17 protein-coding genes are annotated in these 18,830 nt (G+C 60.1%); 6 read left to right on the top strand and 11 right to left on the bottom strand.

What is annotated here, in order from left to right; genetic code table 11:
* The first annotated feature begins 83 nt into the window (after positions 1–83).
* The 3 genes from rdgC to sugE all read left to right on the top strand — a co-directional run bounded on the left by rdgC (position 84) and on the right by sugE (position 2,559).
* The gene (gene rdgC, locus AAEZ09_RS26155; protein WP_045061665.1) at positions 84–1,004 is read left to right on the top strand and encodes a recombination-associated protein RdgC; all 921 of its coding nucleotides are present in this window, start codon (positions 84–86) and stop codon (positions 1,002–1,004) included.
* A gap of 155 nt (positions 1,005–1,159) precedes the next feature.
* Positions 1,160–2,125: a bile acid:sodium symporter family protein gene (locus AAEZ09_RS26160; RefSeq protein ID WP_350601339.1), complete on the top strand. Its 966-nt coding sequence runs from the start codon at positions 1,160–1,162 to the stop codon at positions 2,123–2,125.
* Positions 2,126–2,244: 119 nt separating this feature from the next.
* Positions 2,245–2,559: a quaternary ammonium compound efflux SMR transporter SugE gene (sugE, locus tag AAEZ09_RS26165; RefSeq protein ID WP_045061667.1), complete on the top strand. Its 315-nt coding sequence runs from the start codon at positions 2,245–2,247 to the stop codon at positions 2,557–2,559.
* Positions 2,560–2,646: 87 nt separating this feature from the next.
* Here sugE and AAEZ09_RS26170 read toward each other — a convergent pair whose 3' ends face one another.
* The 7 genes from AAEZ09_RS26170 to AAEZ09_RS26200 all read right to left on the bottom strand — a co-directional run bounded on the left by AAEZ09_RS26170 (position 2,647) and on the right by AAEZ09_RS26200 (position 10,480).
* Positions 2,647–3,408 carry an iron-containing redox enzyme family protein gene (locus AAEZ09_RS26170; protein WP_502947600.1) on the bottom strand — a complete coding sequence of 254 codons (762 nt, stop codon included), beginning with the start codon at positions 3,406–3,408 and terminating at the stop codon, positions 2,647–2,649.
* A 78-nt stretch (positions 3,409–3,486) separates the two neighbouring features.
* Entirely contained in the window at positions 3,487–5,946 is a 2,460-nt protein-coding gene (locus AAEZ09_RS26175) for an EAL domain-containing protein (RefSeq protein WP_350601342.1), read from the bottom strand.
* A 105-nt stretch (positions 5,947–6,051) separates the two neighbouring features.
* Entirely contained in the window at positions 6,052–7,830 is a 1,779-nt protein-coding gene (locus AAEZ09_RS26180; protein ID WP_177328590.1) for an ABC transporter ATP-binding protein, read from the bottom strand.
* A 31-nt stretch (positions 7,831–7,861) separates the two neighbouring features.
* Positions 7,862–8,464 (bottom strand): DsbA family protein, encoded by a 603-nt coding sequence (locus tag AAEZ09_RS26185; protein WP_177328591.1) that lies wholly within the window; start codon positions 8,462–8,464, stop codon positions 7,862–7,864.
* Between the two features lie 40 nt (positions 8,465–8,504).
* Entirely contained in the window at positions 8,505–9,446 is a 942-nt protein-coding gene (trhO, locus tag AAEZ09_RS26190) for an oxygen-dependent tRNA uridine(34) hydroxylase TrhO (RefSeq protein ID WP_045061672.1), read from the bottom strand.
* Between the two features lie 200 nt (positions 9,447–9,646).
* Positions 9,647–9,946: a BolA family protein gene (locus tag AAEZ09_RS26195; protein WP_045061673.1), complete on the bottom strand. Its 300-nt coding sequence runs from the start codon at positions 9,944–9,946 to the stop codon at positions 9,647–9,649.
* 12 nt (positions 9,947–9,958) lie between these two features.
* Positions 9,959–10,480, bottom strand: coding sequence for a DUF2059 domain-containing protein (locus AAEZ09_RS26200; RefSeq protein WP_045061674.1), 522 nt, complete (start codon positions 10,478–10,480; stop codon positions 9,959–9,961).
* Positions 10,481–10,672: 192 nt separating this feature from the next.
* Between AAEZ09_RS26200 and AAEZ09_RS26205 the strand changes: the two genes are divergently transcribed.
* On the top strand, positions 10,673–12,067 hold the full coding sequence (locus AAEZ09_RS26205; protein WP_045061675.1) for a class II fumarate hydratase: 1,395 nt from the start codon (positions 10,673–10,675) through the stop codon (positions 12,065–12,067).
* Positions 12,068–12,199: 132 nt separating this feature from the next.
* On the opposite strand, the gene AAEZ09_RS26210 is transcribed toward AAEZ09_RS26205, so the two are convergent.
* Positions 12,200–13,159, bottom strand: coding sequence for a DMT family transporter (locus tag AAEZ09_RS26210; RefSeq protein WP_045061676.1), 960 nt, complete (start codon positions 13,157–13,159; stop codon positions 12,200–12,202).
* Between the two features lie 199 nt (positions 13,160–13,358).
* Between AAEZ09_RS26210 and AAEZ09_RS26215 the strand changes: the two genes are divergently transcribed.
* Positions 13,359–13,553: a DUF6316 family protein gene (locus AAEZ09_RS26215; RefSeq protein ID WP_045061677.1), complete on the top strand. Its 195-nt coding sequence runs from the start codon at positions 13,359–13,361 to the stop codon at positions 13,551–13,553.
* Positions 13,554–13,679: 126 nt separating this feature from the next.
* Here the strand turns inward: AAEZ09_RS26215 and AAEZ09_RS26220 are convergent, their stop codons facing one another.
* Both AAEZ09_RS26220 and pap read right to left on the bottom strand, forming a co-directional pair.
* The gene (locus tag AAEZ09_RS26220; protein ID WP_350601344.1) at positions 13,680–14,864 is read right to left on the bottom strand and encodes a thiolase family protein; all 1,185 of its coding nucleotides are present in this window, start codon (positions 14,862–14,864) and stop codon (positions 13,680–13,682) included.
* A 102-nt stretch (positions 14,865–14,966) separates the two neighbouring features.
* The gene (gene pap / locus AAEZ09_RS26225; protein ID WP_350601346.1) at positions 14,967–16,481 is read right to left on the bottom strand and encodes a polyphosphate:AMP phosphotransferase; all 1,515 of its coding nucleotides are present in this window, start codon (positions 16,479–16,481) and stop codon (positions 14,967–14,969) included.
* 159 nt (positions 16,482–16,640) lie between these two features.
* Between pap and mnmC the strand changes: the two genes are divergently transcribed.
* On the top strand, positions 16,641–18,623 hold the full coding sequence (gene mnmC / locus AAEZ09_RS26230) for a bifunctional tRNA (5-methylaminomethyl-2-thiouridine)(34)-methyltransferase MnmC2/FAD-dependent 5-carboxymethylaminomethyl-2-thiouridine(34) oxidoreductase MnmC1 (RefSeq protein WP_350601347.1): 1,983 nt from the start codon (positions 16,641–16,643) through the stop codon (positions 18,621–18,623).
* 4 nt (positions 18,624–18,627) lie between these two features.
* Here mnmC and AAEZ09_RS26235 read toward each other — a convergent pair whose 3' ends face one another.
* Entirely contained in the window at positions 18,628–18,783 is a 156-nt protein-coding gene (locus AAEZ09_RS26235) for a hypothetical protein (protein ID WP_350601349.1), read from the bottom strand.
* Positions 18,784–18,830 lie beyond the last annotated feature (47 nt).

The following is an 18,830-nucleotide window of genomic DNA, read 5'->3' on the forward strand; positions in this document are numbered from 1 at the left end:
TTCCAAAGGCTTAGAGAAGGGTTGGCCTATGGCACCGCGAAGAGAATAATGCCCCCCTTTGCATATAAGGAGAGACTCACCCCATGTGGTTCAAAAACCTGCTTATCTATCGCCTGACCCAAGATCTGCCTTTTGATGCCGAGGCGTTGGAAACTGCACTGGCCACCAAACAGGCGCGTCCATGTGCAAGCCAGGAGTTGACCACCTACGGCTTCGTTGCGCCGTTCGGCAAGGGCGAAGATGCGCCCTTGGTCCATGTCAGCGGCGATTTCCTGCTGATCTCGGCCCGCAAGGAAGAGCGCATTCTGCCAGGCAGCGTCGTACGTGACGCGGTCAAGGAAAAGGTCGAAGAGATCGAGGCCGAACAAATGCGCAAGGTCTATAAAAAGGAACGCGACCAGATCAAGGATGAAATCATCCAGGCCTTCCTGCCGCGCGCATTTATCCGTCGTTCGTCCACCTTTGCTGCCATCGCGCCAAAACAGGGGCTGATCCTGGTCAACTCCGCCAGCCCGAAACGCGCCGAAGACCTGCTCTCCACCTTGCGCGAAGTCATCGGCACACTGCCAGTGCGCCCGCTGACCGTGAAGATGTCGCCGACCGCCACGATGACCGAATGGGTCACCACCCAGAAAGCGGCGGACGACTTCTTTGTGCTGGACGAGTGCGAACTGCGTGACACCCATGAAGATGGCGGCATCGTGCGCTGCAAGCGCCAGGACCTGACCAGCGAAGAAATCCAGCTGCACCTGAGCACCGGCAAGGTGGTTACCCAGCTGTCGCTGGCCTGGCAGGACAAGCTGTCTTTCGTCCTCGACGACAAGATGGTGGTCAAGCGCCTGAAGTTCGAAGACCTGCTGCAGGATCAGGCGGAACAGGACGGAGGCGAAGAAGCCCTCGGCCAGCTGGACGCCAGTTTCACCCTGATGATGCTGACCTTCGGCGACTTCCTGCCAGCATTGGTGGAAGCATTGGGCGGAGAAGAGACGCCTCAGGGAATCTGATCATGTAGATCGGCAGCGCCTGTAAAGATCGCAGCCTGCGGCAGCTCCTGCATTGGAATGCGTTTCCCGTGCAGGAGCTGCCGCAGGCTGCGATCTTTTTTTGCAAGCAGCGTATGCTTAGCTCCCTAACGCTTTCATACAATAAGGATCAGGCCATGCGCGCACTGGCTGCATTGAGTCGCTTTGTCGGCAACACCTTCGCCTACTGGGTACTGATTTTCGCCGTGTTAGCGTTCCTCCAGCCCGCTTGGTTCGTCGGTCTCAAGGTGGCCATTGTGCCGCTGCTGGGGCTGGTGATGTTCGGCATGGGCCTGACCCTCAAGCTCGAAGACTTCGCTGAAGTGGCCCGCCACCCGTGGCGCGTGGCGCTCGGCGTAGTCGCGCATTTCGTGATCATGCCCGGCATGGCGTGGTTACTGTGCCAGGTGTTCCAGTTGCCGGCGGAAATCGCCGTCGGCGTCATTCTGGTCGGCTGCTGCCCGAGTGGCACGTCCTCCAATGTCATGACCTGGCTGGCCCGCGGTGACCTGGCGCTGTCGGTGGCTATCGCGGCAGTGACCACCCTTCTCGCCCCGCTGCTGACCCCGGCTTTAATCTGGTTGCTGGCTTCGGCGTGGCTGCCGGTGTCTTTCATGGAGCTGTTCTGGTCGATCCTGCAAGTAGTGCTGCTGCCGATCGTGCTCGGCGTACTGGCTCAGCGCGTGCTCGGCGAGCGGGTTCGTCACGCAGTGGGAGTACTGCCGCTGATTTCGGTGGTCAGCATCGTGATCATCGTCGCCGCCGTGGTGGCTGCCAGCCAGGCGAAGATTGCCGAATCGGGTCTGTTGATCATGGCCGTAGTGATGCTGCACAACAGCTTCGGTTATCTGCTGGGCTATTTCACCGGCCGTCTGTTCAAGCTGCCACTGGCCCAGCGTAAATCCCTGGCGCTGGAGGTGGGCATGCAGAACTCTGGCCTGGGTGCCGCGCTGGCCAGCGCGCACTTCTCGCCACTGGCAGCGGTGCCCAGTGCCTTGTTCAGTGTTTGGCACAACATTTCGGGGGCGCTGCTCTCGACCTGGTTCCGGCGGATGAGTGAAAAGCAGGACCGTGAGACCGCCATGCGGCAAGTCACTGACTGAGCCGGAAACTTGATCCTCAGGTTAATAATGGGCACCATACTGCTCATCGCGAGGACGACCTTGCGGCTCGATCGAGTCATTTACCTGGGGACGACCCCGTCAATCGATGGAGGTCTTACATGTCCTGGATCATTCTGTTTTTCGCCGGCCTGTTCGAAGTAGGCTGGGCGGTGGGCCTGAAGTACACCGACGGCTTCAGTCGTCCGCTTCCCACGGCCCTGACCATTGCAGCCATGGCCATCAGCCTTGGCTTGCTGGGCCTTGCCATGAAGGAGCTGCCGCTGGGCACCGCTTATGCCATCTGGACGGGCGTCGGCGCTGTCGGCACCGTGATCGCCGGGATCATCCTTTTTGGCGAGTCCATGGCGCTGTTCAGGCTGGCCAGTGTCGCCCTGATCATCGCCGGGCTGGTCGGACTCAAGATCAGCGCCTGAGCCAGCGTGGCGGCTATGAAAAAGCCCGCCCCCACTGTCGATCGGACAGCAGGGGCGGGCTATTTTTTTGCAGCAGGTATCAGTCGATCAACTTTCCGCCAGCGCCATGCGCTCACGGGTGACCGGCGCCCGTTCCGCGTGCTCAAGCTGCATGCACCGTTCCAGGAACAAGTACATGTAGTCATAGCTCTTGCGAATGGCCTGGCGTAACTCAGCCTGCAATGCCTGGCTCGGATTCAGGCCCGCCAGGGTGCAGATGATTTCCAGCGCCTCCCACGGGTGGGCGTCGTCGTACTGGGCGTGCATCTTCAGCCACTTCATGGCGCGCTTGCGCTCCTCTTCGGGGAAGGAGGCGGCATACACGCCATTGGAACAGACCACCGCTGACCACTCCCCCGTCGCCCCTTCAATGGCGTAGTTGGTCGCGGCGATGGCCACGATCAGCGAATCGGACGAACTGGTGTGCCAGCACCAGTGACTCAATGCATGAAGTTCAGGGGCGACAGTTTGTGCCTGCAACTCTTCCAGAGTTACGCCATGCGCCCGGCTCCAGTGCACCCAGTAGTCGGCATGATTAAGCTCCACTCGAATATTGCGCATCAACCAGCGCCGCGCCATGTCTTCGCCAGGGTGACGGGCAAAGCGGGTCTTGGTCAGGTTCTGCGCCATATACAAGGCAAACTGTTCGACGACCGGCCAGCCACCAATGAGGTAGTGGCGCATGGTCTTCGCACTGAGTTTGTTGTCACGCATCCGTTGGTAGAGTTCATGTTCAACTACCCGGCGTTTGTTCTCGCTGCAGTCCTGAATCAGGCGTTGTGCCCAGTTCGGATAACTTGCAGCTTCCATGAGAGGTCCGGTTCTGATGAATGTGTCGATCACTGTCGAGCTCCTTTTGATTGTGATTTGAAGGATCGGCAAGATGTTTCAGCGAAAGGTGCCCGGCGCCTTGAATAACAAAGGCTGAGGCCTCGCCGGACGACTCTGCAAACTTTCACAGGTAAACAGGTGCGGGCGTTCAATCACATACCCTTGAGCATAATCGACCCCAATCTCAAGCAGTGCCTGCTCGATCTGTGGTGTTTCGACAAACTCGGCAATCGTGCGTTTACCCATTACATGACCGATGTGATTAATCACTTCGACCATGGCGAGGTTAATCGGGTCGTCCAGCATATCCTTTACGAAACTCCCGTCGATCTTCAGGAAGTCTACAGGTAAATGTTTCAAGTAGGCGAATGAAGACATTCCGGCACAAAAATCATCAAGTGAAAAATAGCAACCTAAACCTTTGAGTTCATTGATAAATCTAATCGCACTCCCCAAATTTGATATCGCACTGGTTTCAGTAATTTCAAAACAAATCATTTCAGGAGGGATTGAGTAAACAACAAACTGTTTACGCAGGAAGTTCAGAAATGCGTCATCTCCTATAGTAGTGCCTGACAGATTAATCGCACACATGGCCAAAGGACCTTTGTGATTTTCCTGTATGCATTGCGCAATGATCTTGAATACGTTCTCCACTACCCAGCGATCAAGGGAAGTCATTAGCCCATAACGCTCCGCCGCCGGTATGAAACTGTCGGGTAGTATCATTCGCCCGGCTTCATCATGTAGACGCAACAGGATTTCAATATGTCCACCGCCCTCCTCTACATGCCCGAGCGGCGCGATCTGTTGGGCATAGAGGCAGAACCGGTTGTCTTCCAGGGCCATATGCAGGCGTTGTACCCAAGCCATCTCGCCAAAGCGCAGGGACAGCTCCGAATCATCGGCGTGGTAGACCTGAATGCGGTTGCGACCCTTCTCCTTGGCCATGTAGCAAGCCATGTCGGCGGCACGCAAAGAGGCTTCCAGGGTCGTTGGATGCTGAGTGACATGTACCAGGCCGATGCTGACAGTGGTCACGAATGGGCGGCCTTTCCATACGAAGTGCAGATTCTGAACCGTCTGACGCAGGCTGTCGGCGATCTTCTCGGCAGCTTCTGGCGCGCAGTTTTCCAGCAGAATGCCGAATTCGTCGCCCCCCAGCCTGGCCAGGGTGTCTCCCTCACGCAAACCTGACTGCAACAGGGCACAAATGTGCCGCAACAACTCATCACCGGCCGCGTGGCCGCAGGTATCGTTGACCAGCTTGAACTGGTCCAGGTCGAGAAACATCAGCGAGTGACGCCCGGCCTGACGCGTCAAATTGTGCAGGGCCTGCTCCAGGCGGAACTCGAACTCGCGGCGGTTGGCGAGCCCGGTCAGGGCGTCGTGCGTGGCCTGCCACGAAAGATTGGCAATGTACTGGCGCTCCTGGGTCATGTCGTGCAGTACCAATACGGTGCCACTGACCTTGCCGGCGTTACGGATCGGCGCGCCCACCAATGTCACCGAAACAGTGCTGCCATCCAGGCGCTGGATCAGCTTGGAGTGCTCGCTGCCGCCCCTGAGCTGACCACTGAGGATATGTTCGATCAGGGTGAAACCTTCCGCCTGGGCATTTTCATCCAGCAAGTTGAACAGCGCCGCCAACGGCAAACCTGCGGCCTGTTCGGCTTTCCAGTGGGTCAGCGCCTCGGCCGCCGGGTTCATGTAGGCAATTGCGCCGTCGACGTCGGTCGTGATGACGGCATCGCCGATCGATTGCAGGGTGATCTGCGCCCGATCCTTTTCCAGCTGCAAGGCGTCGGCAAAGGCGTGGCGCTGCTTGAGCAGTTTGTGGGTGCGCATCAACGCCAGCGCAATCAGGCCCAACGCGGTGGCAAGGTTGATCACCAGCAGCAGGCGAAGGATCATTCGCGAGCCCTCACCCAACGCATCACTAAAGGCCTTGGCCGCAGGCGTGACACCGTCATTGATAGCAAAAATCCGGTCTTTCCAGCGAGTGACGTAGGCATCCGACGCCTGGCCGTCGCTCATGCGCTGGTGCATTTCGCTGGCGACTTCATCGAGCTGCACCAGATAGGCGTCACCGACTGTCCACAGGTCGATGGCTTTTTCCAGATAGCTGAAATGGCGAAAATTAAGGTAGAGCCAGATCAGGCTGGACACATCGTCGGGGTGATTGCCCCCTTTGAGAATCGCCAGCCGGGCGGCCTCGAGGTTGGGCGGCTGGTGATCGAGGGCCAGGCGCAGCTCATGGCCGCCATGGGGCACGGCGATGGCGTTCTGATACTTGAGGAAAATCGCCTCGTCGCGATTTTCCGCGTAGAGGTTCAGGTAATAGATGGCGTCTTTCTGGCCTTTGGACCACAGGCTTTCACCGGCCACGTAGCCGCGAACCGCCGACAAAACATAAAGACTGAAGCCGCCCAGCAGCGCCTGAAATAACACGACGGCGATGAAAGGCCATACGATGCCCAGCAACCGTGGAGTTCCGAGAGTCCGCGTTTGATTCATGAGGTCCCTTGCATTAGCACTGCCAGATCATCATCCCGACGTGATCGCTACCCCCAGACTAGGGGGCGTTCTCGCTCCCGGCAAGTCAGAGCCCTGCTGACGAGGCTAGTGCTGCTGCAAATGCCCGTAAAGCTTGGCGTACAGACCACCGTCTGCAATCAGCTGCTGGTGATCGCCGTCCTCGGCGATCTGCCCCCCGTCGAACACCAGCACCCGGTCAGCCTGTTTCACGGCGGACAGCCGGTGGGCGATGATCAGGGTGGTGCGATGACTGAGGAAGCGCGTCAACGCCTGGTGCAGGTTGTATTCGGTGGCGGCGTCCAGCGCCGACGTAGCCTCGTCGAGGATCACTACCTTGGGCTCGGCCAGCACCATGCGGGCAATCGCCAGGCGCTGGCGTTGGCCGCCGGACAAACGCACGCCGGATCGGCCGACGATGCTGTCCAGGCCATTGGGTAATTCCCGTACTGTGTTATCCAGTTGGGCAATTTCCAGGGCCTGCCAGCAGGCTTCGTCGCTGCGTTCGCGGCCCATGGTCAGGTTGGCACGCACGGTGTCGTTGAATAGCGCGGGATGCTGCAGGACCACGGCAACATTCTCGCGCACGGTCTCCAGGCCGATTTCTTCCTGGGTCGAACCGCCGAAACGAATGGTACCGGCCAGGGGTGTGTACAGACCGAGCAGCAGCTGCACCAGTGTGCTCTTGCCACCGCCACTGGCACCAACGATCGCGACCTTTTCCCCCGGCGCGATCGACAGGTTCATCTTGTTCAGCACCAGCTCATCGCCATAACTGAAGCTCAGGCCCTGGACTTCGATGCCCACGGTTTCGCGACCCTGGAACGGATCGACGCCCCCCTCGTACTGAGGTTCGTCGGCTCGGGCGAGTAGCTCGTTGATCCGCGACAGGGCGCCGCCGGCTGCATAAAAGGCGTATTGCAGGTTCAACAGTTGCTCCACCGGGCCGATCATGAACCACAGGTAGCTGAAGACCGCGAGCATCTGGCCGATGGACAGGTCGGAAAACAGCACGGTGAGCATCGCTGCGGCGCGAAAGATGTCGATACCGAACTGGAACAGCAGGCCGCTGGCGCGGTTCGAAGCATCGGTTTTCCACTGCGAGGTGACTGCGTAATCCCGCACTTCCCGGGCGCGCTGCCCGAGTCGACCGAGGAAAAAGCCCTGGCGGTTGCCGGCACGGACTTCCTGAATGGAGTCGAGGGTTTCGGTGAGTGCCTGGGTGAAGCGCGAGGTGCTGTCGTTCTCCAGTTTCTTCAGGTGCTTGACCCGTTTGCCGAGCAACACCGTGGCGTAGATCACCAGCGGGTTGAACAGCATGATCAGCAGCGCCAGCTTCCAGTGCATCCACACCAGGATGCTCGCCGTGCCGACCAGGGTCAGCATGGCCACCAGGAAACGGCTGAGCGTTTCGCCAACGAATTTGTCGAGAGTGTCGAGATCGGTCACCAGATGCGTGGTGACCGTACCGCTGCCAAGGCTTTCGTACTCCCCCAGGGAAATTCGCTTGAGCCGCTCGATCAGGCGCAAGCGAATGCGGTAGACGATGTCCTTGGCCAGCGCTGCAAACAGGCGCGCCTGCACCACGTTGAACAACAGGGCGGCGCAACGCAGGCTCAGGGTAACCAGCAGCATCAGGCCTATGTAGCCCGCTGCTTTCTGCCAGTGCTCCGGCAGTGCGTGGTTCATGATCTTCAGCGCTGAATCGCCATGCCCCAGCAGCACCTCATCCACCAGCAGTGGCAGCAGCAAGGGAATCGGCACGCTGCACAAAGTGGCCAGGACCGCTACGCCGTTGGCGATCCACAAGGCTTTTTTATGCTGCAGGGCCAGGCGACGTATTTCGGCCCAGCTCAGTCGATCCATACGCTTGGGAGAGGGTTCATCGTCGGGCAGGTCATGCACAGGCGGCGCGCTCCAGCCAGCGGCCAAGCAATGGCGACAGCTCGCTGAGCGGTTGATAACCATTGGTCAGCAGCGCCAATTGCCCGTCCCGCTCGGCCAGCAATGTGGGGAAGCCGGCAATGCCAAGATCCTGGACCCAGGTGAAATCGGCGTCGGTCGCGGCGTGCTGCTCGGCACGGTCAAATGCCGCGGCGAACTCGATGCGCGGGACCCCCGCCTGCTCCGCCAACTCGACCAGGACACTGGCCTGGGTGACGTCGCGACCCTCGGCGTAGAACGCATGTTGAATCAAACCGAGCAATGTCCACGCACAATCGGCTGCCAGGCCACGCGCGGTCACGAGCGCCCGGCACGCGGGTTCGGTGTCGTAGACAAAGCCGTCGGGCAATGCACCCTCAAGCTTGAACGGCTGGCCGGTGGCATCAGTCACCGCCTGCCAGTGTTCGAGAATATAACGCCGGGTGGTCGGTTCCAGCGCCGAACCACTGCCGGTGCGCAAGCCGCCCACTACCAGATGTACCTCAACCCCGGCCGCGCGCGCCTGCTCGACCAGGGCTTGGGCCACCGGAGCAAAACCCCAGCACCAGGAGCACATCGGGTCCATCACATAGAGCAGGCGGCGCGCAGACATGGGATCAAGCCTCGGAAGGAGTTTGCTTGTAGTTGTAGCCAATCGGATGCGGCATGTTGCGCGCTTTCGCCAGTTCGATCTGCTTCTGCCGGTCGATGGCGCTACGGCGAGTCTTCTCGCTCAGCTTATCCCAGCAATGCGGGCAACTGATGCCCGGCACGTAGTGCTCGGATGCACGGTCTTGCACGCTCACCGGGGTGCGGCAGGCATGACATTGATCGTAGTCGCCTTCGCTGAGGTCGTGGCGCACCGTGACCCGGTTATCGAAGACAAAACAGTCGCCCTGCCATTTGGTTTCTTGCTGCGGCACCTCTTCAAGGTACTTCAGAATGCCACCCTTGAGGTGATAGACCTCATCGAAGCCCTGGCTGAGCATGTAGCTCGAAGCCTTTTCGCAACGAATGCCGCCGGTGCAGAACATCGCGACCTTCTTGTGCACGGCCGGGTCGAAGTGTTCCTTGATGTAGTCAGGAAATTCGCGAAAGCTGGTGGTCTTCGGATCGATGGCGCCCTCGAAGGTGCCGATGGCCACTTCGTAGTCGTTGCGGGTATCAATCAACAGCACTTCAGGGTCGCTGATCAGCGCGTTCCAGTTCTCTGGATCAACGTAGGTACCGACTTTTTTGTTCGGATCCACGCCTTCGACGCCCAGGGTGACGATTTCTTTCTTGAGCTTGACCTTGGTGCGGTAGAACGGCTGCTCGTCGCAGTACGATTCCTTGTGATCGATATCGTCCATGCGCGGGTCGTTCTTGAGCCAGGCCATGAGCCCGTCGATGCCTTCACGGCTGCCGGATACGGTGCCATTGATGCCTTCTTCGGCGATCAGCAGCGTGCCTTTGATGCCGTTGTCGACCATCGCCTGCAGCAAGGGCTCGCGCAGGGTGACGTAATCTTCCAGGGTGACGAACTTGTACAGTGCCGCCACAACAATCTGTTGTGTCATCGGGTGTTTCTCCAGGTGGCTACCCTCGTAAGGGGTGAACCGGATTCAAAAAAAACGCGCCGGGTTAGCGGCGCGTTGCGGATTCTAGCAAAAAAAATGTGGTTTCTGTAGGAGCAAGGCTCGCCCGCGATGGCAATCTCGAGGACGCTATCGCAGCAAGCCTTGCTCCCACACAAGCCGTGCACCTGCAGCCGGTGATCTCAGTGCTTGCTGCCGCCAGCACAGGTCGGCGAGGCCGGGGCCGCGTCCATCTGTGCCCATTCCTCAGGTGTATAGGTATGCAGCGCCAACGCATGAAACTCGCCCATCATCTCGCCAAGCGTGCCGTAGACTTTCTGGTGACGCTTGACGCGGTTGAGCCCTGCAAACTGCTGGCTGACGATCACAGCCTTGAAGTGAGTCTGCAACCCACGACTGTGCATGTGGCTCTCATCCAGCACTTGCAGGTGCTCGGGCTGTAACAGGCCCAGCGTCGACTCAATGCGTTGTTGCATGGTCATGCCCGACTCCGCTTAAGGCTTTTTCTTGGCAGGAGCTGCGCCCTTAGGCTCGAGCTCCGCGGTCATGTCAGCCAACAGTTTGTTGACCACAGGGACCGCGCTTTCCAGCTTGGCCTGAGTCATCTGCGCCGATTGCTGGGTCAGTTGCGGCATTTTTTCCAGGACTTTCTTGCCCAGTGGCGACCGGTAGAAAGCGACCAGGTCCTTGAGCTCCGATTCACTGAAGTTGGTGGTGTAGAGCTTGACCATGTCCGGCTTCAGCTTGTTCCAGCCAATGGCCTGGTCCAGCGCTGCGTTGGCCTTGGCCTGGTAGGTTTCCAGCAGGGCTTTTTTCGACTCGGGAGCTTTGGTCTGTTCAAAGCGCTGAGCGAACATTTGCTGCACTTGCATGTACACCGGAGTGCCCAGTTTGTCAGCGTGCGCCAGGGTCAGGAAAGCCTCGGCACTGGCGTTGTGGCTGGCGGTATCGGCAAAAACAGGGCCGCTGGCGCAAACCAGTGCAACCGCGGTACAGATGGCACGAAGACGAGTCATCGAGTTTCCTTTTCTAGCAGGCGAGGTAAAACCCCAAGGGCGTCCATTCTGCGCCTAAAAAAGTGTGTCACTCAACCCCAAGCCTTGTGGGGCCTAATTTAGAGGGGTCCAGCAGGCAATTTCGACACCGATGGAACCACCATGGACGATCACGGCCTAAACTGCGCTAACTGACTTACAGGAGTGTGCACGATGAGCCGTATCGAAACCGACAGCCTTGGCGAGGTGGAAGTCCCGGATGAGGCGTACTGGGGCGCTCAGACGCAACGCTCGCTGGTCAACTTCGCGATTGGCAACGAACGCATGCCACTGGCGGTGCTGCATGCGCTGGCCTTGATCAAGAAAGCCGCCGCACGGGTCAATGACCGCAACGGTGATGTGCCGGCCGACATTGCCCGCCTGATCGAACAGGCGGCCGACGAAGTGCTCGATGGCAGCCACGACGATCAATTCCCGCTGGTGGTCTGGCAGACCGGCAGCGGTACCCAGAGCAATATGAACGTCAATGAGGTGATTGCCGGTCGCGCCAACGAACTGGCCGGTAACCCGCGGGGCGGCAAATCGCCGGTTCATCCCAACGATCATGTCAACCGCTCCCAGAGTTCCAACGACTGCTTCCCTACCGCCATGCACATCGCAACGGCCCAGGCGGTGCAACAGCAACTGCTGCCGGCGATCAGCGAACTGTCCGGCGGGTTGGCGGAGCTCTCCGCCCGGCACATGAAGCTGGTCAAGACCGGGCGCACCCACATGATGGACGCCACGCCGATCACCTTCGGCCAGGAACTGTCGGCATTCATCGCACAGCTCGATTACGCCGAACGAGCGATCCGCAGCGCGTTGCCCGCCGTCTGTGAACTGGCCCAGGGCGGCACCGCAGTCGGCACTGGGTTAAATTCGCCCCACGGTTTTGGCGAAGCGATTGCCGCCGAACTCGCAGCCCTTTCCGGCCTGCCGTTTGTTACGGCACCGAACAAATTTGCCGCGCTGGCAGGGCATGAACCTTTGACCACCTTGTCGGGTGCGTTGAAGACCCTTGCCGTCACCCTGATGAAAATCGCCAACGACCTGCGCCTGCTGGGCTCCGGGCCGCGTGCCGGTTTAGCCGAAGTGAAACTGCCCGCCAACGAGCCGGGCAGTTCGATCATGCCAGGCAAGGTTAATCCAACTCAGTGCGAAGCCTTGTCGATGCTGGCCTGCCAGGTCATGGGCAACGACGTGGCTATCGGTTTTGCGGCAAGCCAGGGACATCTGCAGTTGAACGTCTTCAAGCCGGTGATCATTCACAACCTGCTGCAATCGATCCGTCTGCTGGGCGATGGCTGCAGCAACTTCCAGCAGCATTGCATTGCCGGCCTGGAACCGGATGCTCAGAAAATGGCTGAACATCTGGAGCGTGGGTTGATGCTGGTGACGGCGTTGAATCCGCATATCGGTTATGACAAGTCCGCGGAGATAGCCAAGAAAGCGTATGGCGAAGGGCTGACATTGCGTGAGGCGGCGTTACAGCTGGGATACCTGACCAGTGAAGAGTTCGATGCCTGGGTAAGGCCGGAGAATATGCTGGAGGCTGGAGCCAAAGGTTAAGTAACGCCGTGGCCGGTAGTCCTTCATCGCGGGCGAGCCGCGATCCCACAGGTCTGTGTTTAAGCACAGAACCTGTGTGCTAGCAAAAAACCTGTGGGAGCGCGGCTTGCCCGCGATGAACGATGACGCGGTCTAACTGGCCGCCAACCGCGCCCGCCGCGCCCTCAGTCCGGCAATCAATGAAGGCCCCAGCGCCACCAGCGCCGAGCCCAACACCACCAGCACGGCCCCGCCATAGCCCAGGCCATTGATTGTCTCGGCATGCACGTACGCCGGCCAGAGCCATGCGGCCACAGCCACCGCAGCGAAGGTCACCAGCGGCGTGATTGCCAGCGTCGCACTCACCCGGGAAGCCTCCCAGTGGGCCAGCGCCTCGGCGAATGCACCGTAGGCAATCAAAGTGTTCATGCAGCACGCCAGCAGCAGCCAGCCCTGCAGCGGGCTCAGTTGCAGCACTTCCAGCGGATGCACCCAGGGGGTCAGCAGCAACCCGCAGAACAGGTAGATCACCATCATCACTTGCAGCGAATTCCATACCGTCAGCAGTTGCTTCTGCCCCAAGGCGTAGAAGGTCCAGACCGTGGAAGCCAGCAGGACCAGCAACACGCCGGCGGTGTAGTCGCTCAGGGAAGTCAGCAACTCACTCAGGCGCTGGTTGAAGAACAGCACGAAGCCGATCAGCAGCACCAGCAGCCCAATCCCCTGCCCGACGCTGAAACGCTCCTTGAACACAAACAGACTGGCGATCAGCAACATGATCGGACCCATCTGTACCACCAGTTGTGCCGTACCGGGGCTCAGCAGGTTCAGGCCCATCAGGTACAACACGTAGTTGCCGACCAGCCCCAGCACCGCCATCACCACCAGCCAGCCACCGCGCGGGCCGAGGACCTTGCGACTGGGCAGGCGCCTGGTGGCCGCCAGGTAGATGAACAGGCAGCTGCCGGACACCATCAGGCGAAACCAGGTCACCGTGACCGGGTCCATCACCTGCAGCACCTGCTTGAGCTTGATCGGCAGGATTCCCCACAACAGCGCGGTCAGCAAGGCCAGGAACAGGCCGTAGGCCCAGCGACCGGATGAAATGTGCATGCGTACCTCAACAAGGCCAGACGGCAAGAGTTGGTCATTCTAGGCCCATGCACTGATGGTACACAGGCACAGTTGCCCACGTGCCGCGCATGCAACTGTGCAGGTCGCATGCCGTCGATCGGTTGGTTGGGCACGGCAAATGGTTCAGACATAAGCTGATTCGATCCACCCATAGGACAGCACCTTCAGGAGAACCTTCATGTACGGCATGCGCGCCCAGGACAACGCCCCCGCTACGCACTTTCGCAGTGACCGGCTATGCAGGGTGAACGGGGAGTTGTATTTCAGTACCCGGGAAAACACGCTGGAGGGGCCGTTTGAAAATCCGCAGGTGGCGGAGCGTGGGATTCGGGAATATATCGAGCGGATGCAAAAGATGAGTAACCGACGCTAGACCCAGGCGCGGGTATTCGCCAGCAAGTCGAATCGTCGCACCGCCGCAAGACCTGTGTGAGCGGCGGCGCGGTTATTCGACTTGCTCGCGGAGGCTACTTCACAGTTTCCACACCAATACAGGTCATTACCGCACCGCTTCAAACAGCCCGGTAGCCCCCATGCCCCCGCCCACGCACATGGTCACCACGCCATAGCGCAAATTACGCCGCTGCAACTCGCGCACCAGATGCCCCACTTGCCGCGAACCGGTCATGCCGAACGGGTGGCCAATGGAAATCGAGCCGCCATTGACGTTGTATTTTTCGTTATCGATTTGCAGGCGGTTACGGCTGTAAAGGCATTGCGAAGCGAACGCCTCGTTGAGTTCCCACAGGTCAATGTCGGCCACCTGCAACCCTTTGGCCTTGAGCAGTTTGGGCACCGAAAACACCGGGCCGATCCCCATCTCATCCGGTTCGCAACCTGCCACGGTAAATCCGCGGAAGAACGCCTTGGGCTTCAATCCCAGCTCCAGGGCTTTTTCCAGGCTCATCACCAGCGTCATCGACGCACCGTCGGACAACTGCGAAGAGTTGCCGGCAGTCACCGAGCCGTCTTCGGCAAATACCGGTTTCAAGCCCGCCAGGCTTTCCAGCGTGGTGTCCGGGCGGTTGCAATCGTCGCGATCGACAATGCCGTCGAGGATCTGCACCTCGCCGCTGTTCTTGTCCTCGACCCGGTATTTCACCGCCATCGGCACGATTTCGTCATCGAACAAGCCGGTGGCCTGGGCCTGCGCCGTACGCTGCTGGCTCTGCAGCGCATACAGGTCCTGTTCTGCGCGGCTGACGTTATAGCGACGCGCCACGATCTCGGCAGTCTGGCCCATGGGGAAGTAGATGCCCGGGACCTGCTCCTTGAGCAGCGGGTTGATCAGGTTGTCGGTATTGACGCTCTTCATCGTCAGGCTGATCGACTCGACGCCGCCAGCCACAATGATCTCACTGCAGCCCGAAGCGATCTGGTTGGCAGCAATGGCGATCGCCTGCAAACCCGACGAGCAGAAGCGGTTGAGGGTCATGCCGGCAGTGCCAGTACCCAGGCGCGACAACACCGCCACATTACGGCCGATGTTGTAGCCTTGGGCGCCTTCGTTGGAACCAGCTCCGACGATGCAGTCCTCGACGCTCGCCGGGTCGATGCCCGAGCGCGCCAACAAGGCGTCGACACAATGCGCCGCCATGTCGTCAGGACGAGTCTGGTTGAACTTACCGCGAAAGGATTTGGCCAGGCCGGTCCGCACGCTGTCGACGATCACCACTTCACGCATGGCATACCTCATTGTTGTTATCGGTTGAGAGTAGACCGAGCATAAGTCCACCACATAACCGGCTGCGACAATCATTCACCTCGCGTATGCGCAACCATCGGTTCACTTCTTGTGTTTCTTGTCCTTGCGGTCGGACTTTTCGAACGCCGCTTCCAGCGCACTGTTAATAGTGCGCAGCACTTTGACCCGCGCCCAGCGCTTGTCATTGGCTTCCACCAGCGTCCATTGCGAGATATCGGTGCTGGTGCGATCCACCATATCGCCTACCGCAGCACGATAGGCGTCCCACTTGTCGCGGTTGCGCCAGTCGTCTTCGGTGATCTTGAAACGCTTGAAGGGTATCTCCTCACGGGCCTGGAAACGCTCCAGCTGAGTCTGCTTGTCGATGGCCAGCCAGAACTTGACCACGATCACGCCGGAATCGACGATCTGCTCTTCGAAATCATTGATCTCGCTGTAAGCGCGCAACCAGTCCGACGGCGGGCAGAAGCCTTCGATGCGCTCCACCAGCACACGCCCGTACCACGAACGATCAAACACGGTGAACTTGCCCTTGGCCGGGATGTGCCGCCAAAACCGCCACAAGTACGGCTGCGCACGCTCTTCTTCGGTCGGCGCGGCAATCGGCACGATGCTGTACTGACGCGGATCCAGGGCCGCCGCCACCCGGCGAATCGCCCCGCCCTTGCCCGCCGCATCATTGCCTTCGAAGACGGCGATGAACGCGTGGCGGCGCATGCGTTTATCCCGCATCAGGCCAGAGAAGCGTGCCTGTTCGGTGATCAGCTGTTCTTCGTAATCGTCCTTGTCCAGGCGCAGGGTCAAGTCCAGGCTGTCGAGCAGGTTCAACCGATCGACGCTGGTGGGCAGTGGGGCGGCGTTGACTTTTTCCGGGTGCAGGGATGCTCGTTGGAGAGCACCTTGCAGGCCGGCGAGCAGAATCCGCCCGACCGCCAGGCTGCGATAGTTCGGGTCGACGCCTTCGATCACATGCCAGGGCGCATAGTCACGGCTGGTGCGGCGCATGACGCGCTCGCCGTATTTGACGAACTTGTCGTAGGTCTGCGATTGCTGCCAGTCCAGCGGGCTGATGCGCCAGCTGTGCAAGGGGTCGTCCGCCAGCGCCTTGAGGCGGGCCTTCATCTGTTTCTTGGACAGGTGGAACCAGAACTTGAAGATCAGCGCGCCTTCGTCGCACAGCATCTTTTCCAGACGCTCGGCGGCATTGATGCCCTGGTCGAGCCGCGGATTCTTGAACTCGCCATGGACTCGCCCTTGAAGCATCTGGCTGTACCAGTTGCCAAAGAAAATACCCATGCGGCCCTTGGCTGGCAGCATTCGCCAGTAGCGCCAGGCCGGCGGACGGGCCAGCTCCTCGTCGGTTTGCTGATCAAAAGTGCGCACTTCGATCAGTCGAGGGTCCATCCACTCGTTGAGCAGCTTGACCGTCTCACCCTTGCCGGCCCCTTCGATGCCGTTGATCAGCACGATGACCGGAAAACGTTGCTGCTGCTGGAGTTCAAATTGCGCTTCAAGCAACGCTTCGCGCAGCGCCGGCACTTCGGCGTCGTAGGTTTCTTTATCGATGAAATGACCGATTTCAGCAGATTCGAACATGGATGGCTCCCTTCCCGTATTGAGCAAGACTAGCGGATTGACCTCCCCCACGTAGTAGAAATCCATTTTCATCGTTTGATCGGCCGCTGCCGATGCCATGGATCAGGCATTGCCACGACGATCAGCTAGAATGGCCACCTTGCCGATGCCGAGCCTGCCATGAAACCCGTATTACCCCACGCCCAGCTCGACTGGGACGACCAGGGACTTCCGCGTTCGCGGGTGTTCGACGACGTGTACTTTTCCGATCTGTCGGGCCTGGATGAGACCCGTTACGTGTTCCTCCAGCAAAATGCCTTGAGTGAGCGCTTTGCCACGCTGCAGGCCGGTGAGCGCCTGGTGATTGGGGAGACCGGATTCGGCACCGGCCTGAACTTCCTCTGTGCCTGGCAGTTGTTCGAGGCACAGGCGGTGCCTGGCGCGCGGTTGCATTTCGTCAGCGTCGAAAAATACCCGCTGACCCTGCCGGACCTGCAGCGAGCACTGGCATTGTGGCCCGAGCTCAAGCCGTTCGCCGATCAACTGCTGGCGCAATACGTGGCCATCCATCAAGGCTTCCAGCGACTGGTGCTGGACAAAGGCCGCGTCACCCTGACGTTGCTGATTGGCGACGCCCTGGAACAGTTGCCGCAACTGGACGCCCAAGTTGACGCCTGGTTTCTCGACGGCTTCGCCCCGGCAAAAAATCCCGACATGTGGACCGCCGAGCTGTTCGCCGAACTGGCCCGCCTGGCAGCGCCCGGCTCGACCATCAGTACGTTTACCAGCACCGGTTGGGTGCGCCGTCTGCTGAATGCGGCGGGCTTCAAGATGAAGCGTACGCCCGGCATCGGGCACAAATGGGAAATCCTGCGGGGCGTATTTCTCGGATGGCCGCAAGAGGCAGCGCCGCCGGCGGTAACCAAACCGTGGTTCGCGCGTCCGCTGCCACTGACTGGCGAGCGGCATGCCATGGTGATTGGCGCCGGTCTGGCCGGTTGCGCCACGGCTGCGAGCCTTGCGGCAAGGGGTTGGCGCGTGAGCCTGCTGGAGCGTCGCACGGCTCTGGCGCAGGAAGCGTCGGGCAATCCCCAGGGCGTGTTGTACCTCAAGCTTTCGGCCCATGGCACGGCGTTGTCACAGTTGATTGTCAGTGGATTTGGCCACACCCGGCGGTTGCTCGAACATCTGCAACGGGGAGTCGACTGGGACGATTGCGGTGTTCTGCAACTGGCGTTCAATGCCAAGGAAGCCGACCGGCAGGCACATTTGGCAGCAGCGTTTCCCGACGATCTGCTGCATGAGCTCGATCGCGAACACGCCGAGGGGCGCGCGGGTATCGCGCTGCCATCCGGCGGCCTGTTTTATCCAGAGGGCGGCTGGGTGCATCCGCCAGCCCTGTGCGCCTGGCAAGCGGCTCATCCCAATATCAACGTCCTGACTCATCACGAGGTGGTGCAACTGCACCGTGACAAAGGGCAATGGCAGTCGTGGGCTGGGGAAAGATTGCTGGCCCAAGCGACAGTGGTGGTGCTGGCGGGCGCTGCCGACGTCAGGCGTTTTGACTTCAGCAGCGACCTGCCGCTCAAGCGTATTCGGGGCCAGATTACCCGCCTGCCTCAAACTGCTGACAGCCAAAGCCTGAGCACCGTGGTGTGCGCCGAAGGCTACGTTGCACCGGCGCGGCTGGGCGAACACACCCTGGGCGCCAGTTTCGATTTCAACAACGACGACCTGACACCCACGGCAGCCGAGCATGCCGGCAACTTGCAGATGCTCGAGGATATATCCGCCGATCTGGTCGCCCGCCTGGGTGCCGGCACCTTGCAACCAGAGGCCCTGGAAGGTCGCGCCGCGTTTCGCTGTACCAGTCCGGATTACCTGCCGATCGTCGGTCCGCTGGCCGCTACCCAGGCCTTTACCGACGCCTATGGCGTCCTGAGCAAAGATGCCCGGCAAACGCCGGACATCCCTTGCCCATGGCTGGACGGTGTGTACGTCAACAGCGGTCACGGTTCCCGGGGCTTGATCACCGCCCCATTGTCAGCCGAGCTGCTGGCGGCCTGGCTCGACAACGAACCGCTGCCGTTGCCCCGGGCCGTCGCCGAGGCGTGCCATCCCAATCGATTCGTCTTGCGGCGCTTGATCCGCGCAAAGGCGTGAAAGACTAAAGACTACCGCAACGCTTCTTCCAGTGTTTGCACCCCATCCCGACCCGCAGCCGCCAGCCAATGCGGCATGGCCGCTGTAGTACTCGGGCCTTGTCCAGGCCGGAGGTGTGTTCCACCAGCGCCTTCAGGCGCTGGTCGGAGGTCAGGGGCACAACCGCACAGGCATCGAGCGCCTTATTCCTTATCGATCTAAAACTCC

Origin of the sequence: Pseudomonas sp. 65/3-MNA-CIBAN-0223 (assembly GCF_040310425.1) — a bacterium.
Lineage (GTDB): Bacteria > Pseudomonadota > Gammaproteobacteria > Pseudomonadales > Pseudomonadaceae > Aquipseudomonas > Aquipseudomonas gregormendelii.

Excerpts from the sequence above, each read along its gene's own strand:
- rdgC (WP_045061665.1), top strand. The coding sequence starts at position 84 with ATGTGGTTCAAAAACCTGCTTATCTATCGCCTGACCCAAGATCTGCCT.
- AAEZ09_RS26160 (WP_350601339.1), top strand. The coding sequence starts at position 1,160 with ATGCGCGCACTGGCTGCATTGAGTCGCTTTGTCGGCAACACCTTCGCC.
- mnmC (WP_350601347.1), top strand. The coding sequence starts at position 16,641 with ATGAAACCCGTATTACCCCACGCCCAGCTCGACTGGGACGACCAGGGA.
- AAEZ09_RS26175 (WP_350601342.1), bottom strand. The coding sequence starts at position 5,946 with ATGAATCAAACGCGGACTCTCGGAACTCCACGGTTGCTGGGCATCGTA.
- AAEZ09_RS26215 (WP_045061677.1), top strand. The coding sequence starts at position 13,359 with ATGTACGGCATGCGCGCCCAGGACAACGCCCCCGCTACGCACTTTCGC.
- AAEZ09_RS26195 (WP_045061673.1), bottom strand. The coding sequence starts at position 9,946 with ATGACCATGCAACAACGCATTGAGTCGACGCTGGGCCTGTTACAGCCC.
- AAEZ09_RS26220 (WP_350601344.1), bottom strand. The coding sequence starts at position 14,864 with ATGCGTGAAGTGGTGATCGTCGACAGCGTGCGGACCGGCCTGGCCAAA.
- AAEZ09_RS26170 (WP_502947600.1), bottom strand. The coding sequence starts at position 3,408 with ATGGAAGCTGCAAGTTATCCGAACTGGGCACAACGCCTGATTCAGGAC.
- AAEZ09_RS26205 (WP_045061675.1), top strand. The coding sequence starts at position 10,673 with ATGAGCCGTATCGAAACCGACAGCCTTGGCGAGGTGGAAGTCCCGGAT.
- AAEZ09_RS26200 (WP_045061674.1), bottom strand. The coding sequence starts at position 10,480 with ATGACTCGTCTTCGTGCCATCTGTACCGCGGTTGCACTGGTTTGCGCC.
- AAEZ09_RS26210 (WP_045061676.1), bottom strand. The coding sequence starts at position 13,159 with ATGCACATTTCATCCGGTCGCTGGGCCTACGGCCTGTTCCTGGCCTTG.
- trhO (WP_045061672.1), bottom strand. The coding sequence starts at position 9,446 with ATGACACAACAGATTGTTGTGGCGGCACTGTACAAGTTCGTCACCCTG.
- AAEZ09_RS26180 (WP_177328590.1), bottom strand. The coding sequence starts at position 7,830 with ATGGATCGACTGAGCTGGGCCGAAATACGTCGCCTGGCCCTGCAGCAT.
- pap (WP_350601346.1), bottom strand. The coding sequence starts at position 16,481 with ATGTTCGAATCTGCTGAAATCGGTCATTTCATCGATAAAGAAACCTAC.
- AAEZ09_RS26185 (WP_177328591.1), bottom strand. The coding sequence starts at position 8,464 with ATGTGCTCCTGGTGCTGGGGTTTTGCTCCGGTGGCCCAAGCCCTGGTC.
- sugE (WP_045061667.1), top strand. The coding sequence starts at position 2,245 with ATGTCCTGGATCATTCTGTTTTTCGCCGGCCTGTTCGAAGTAGGCTGG.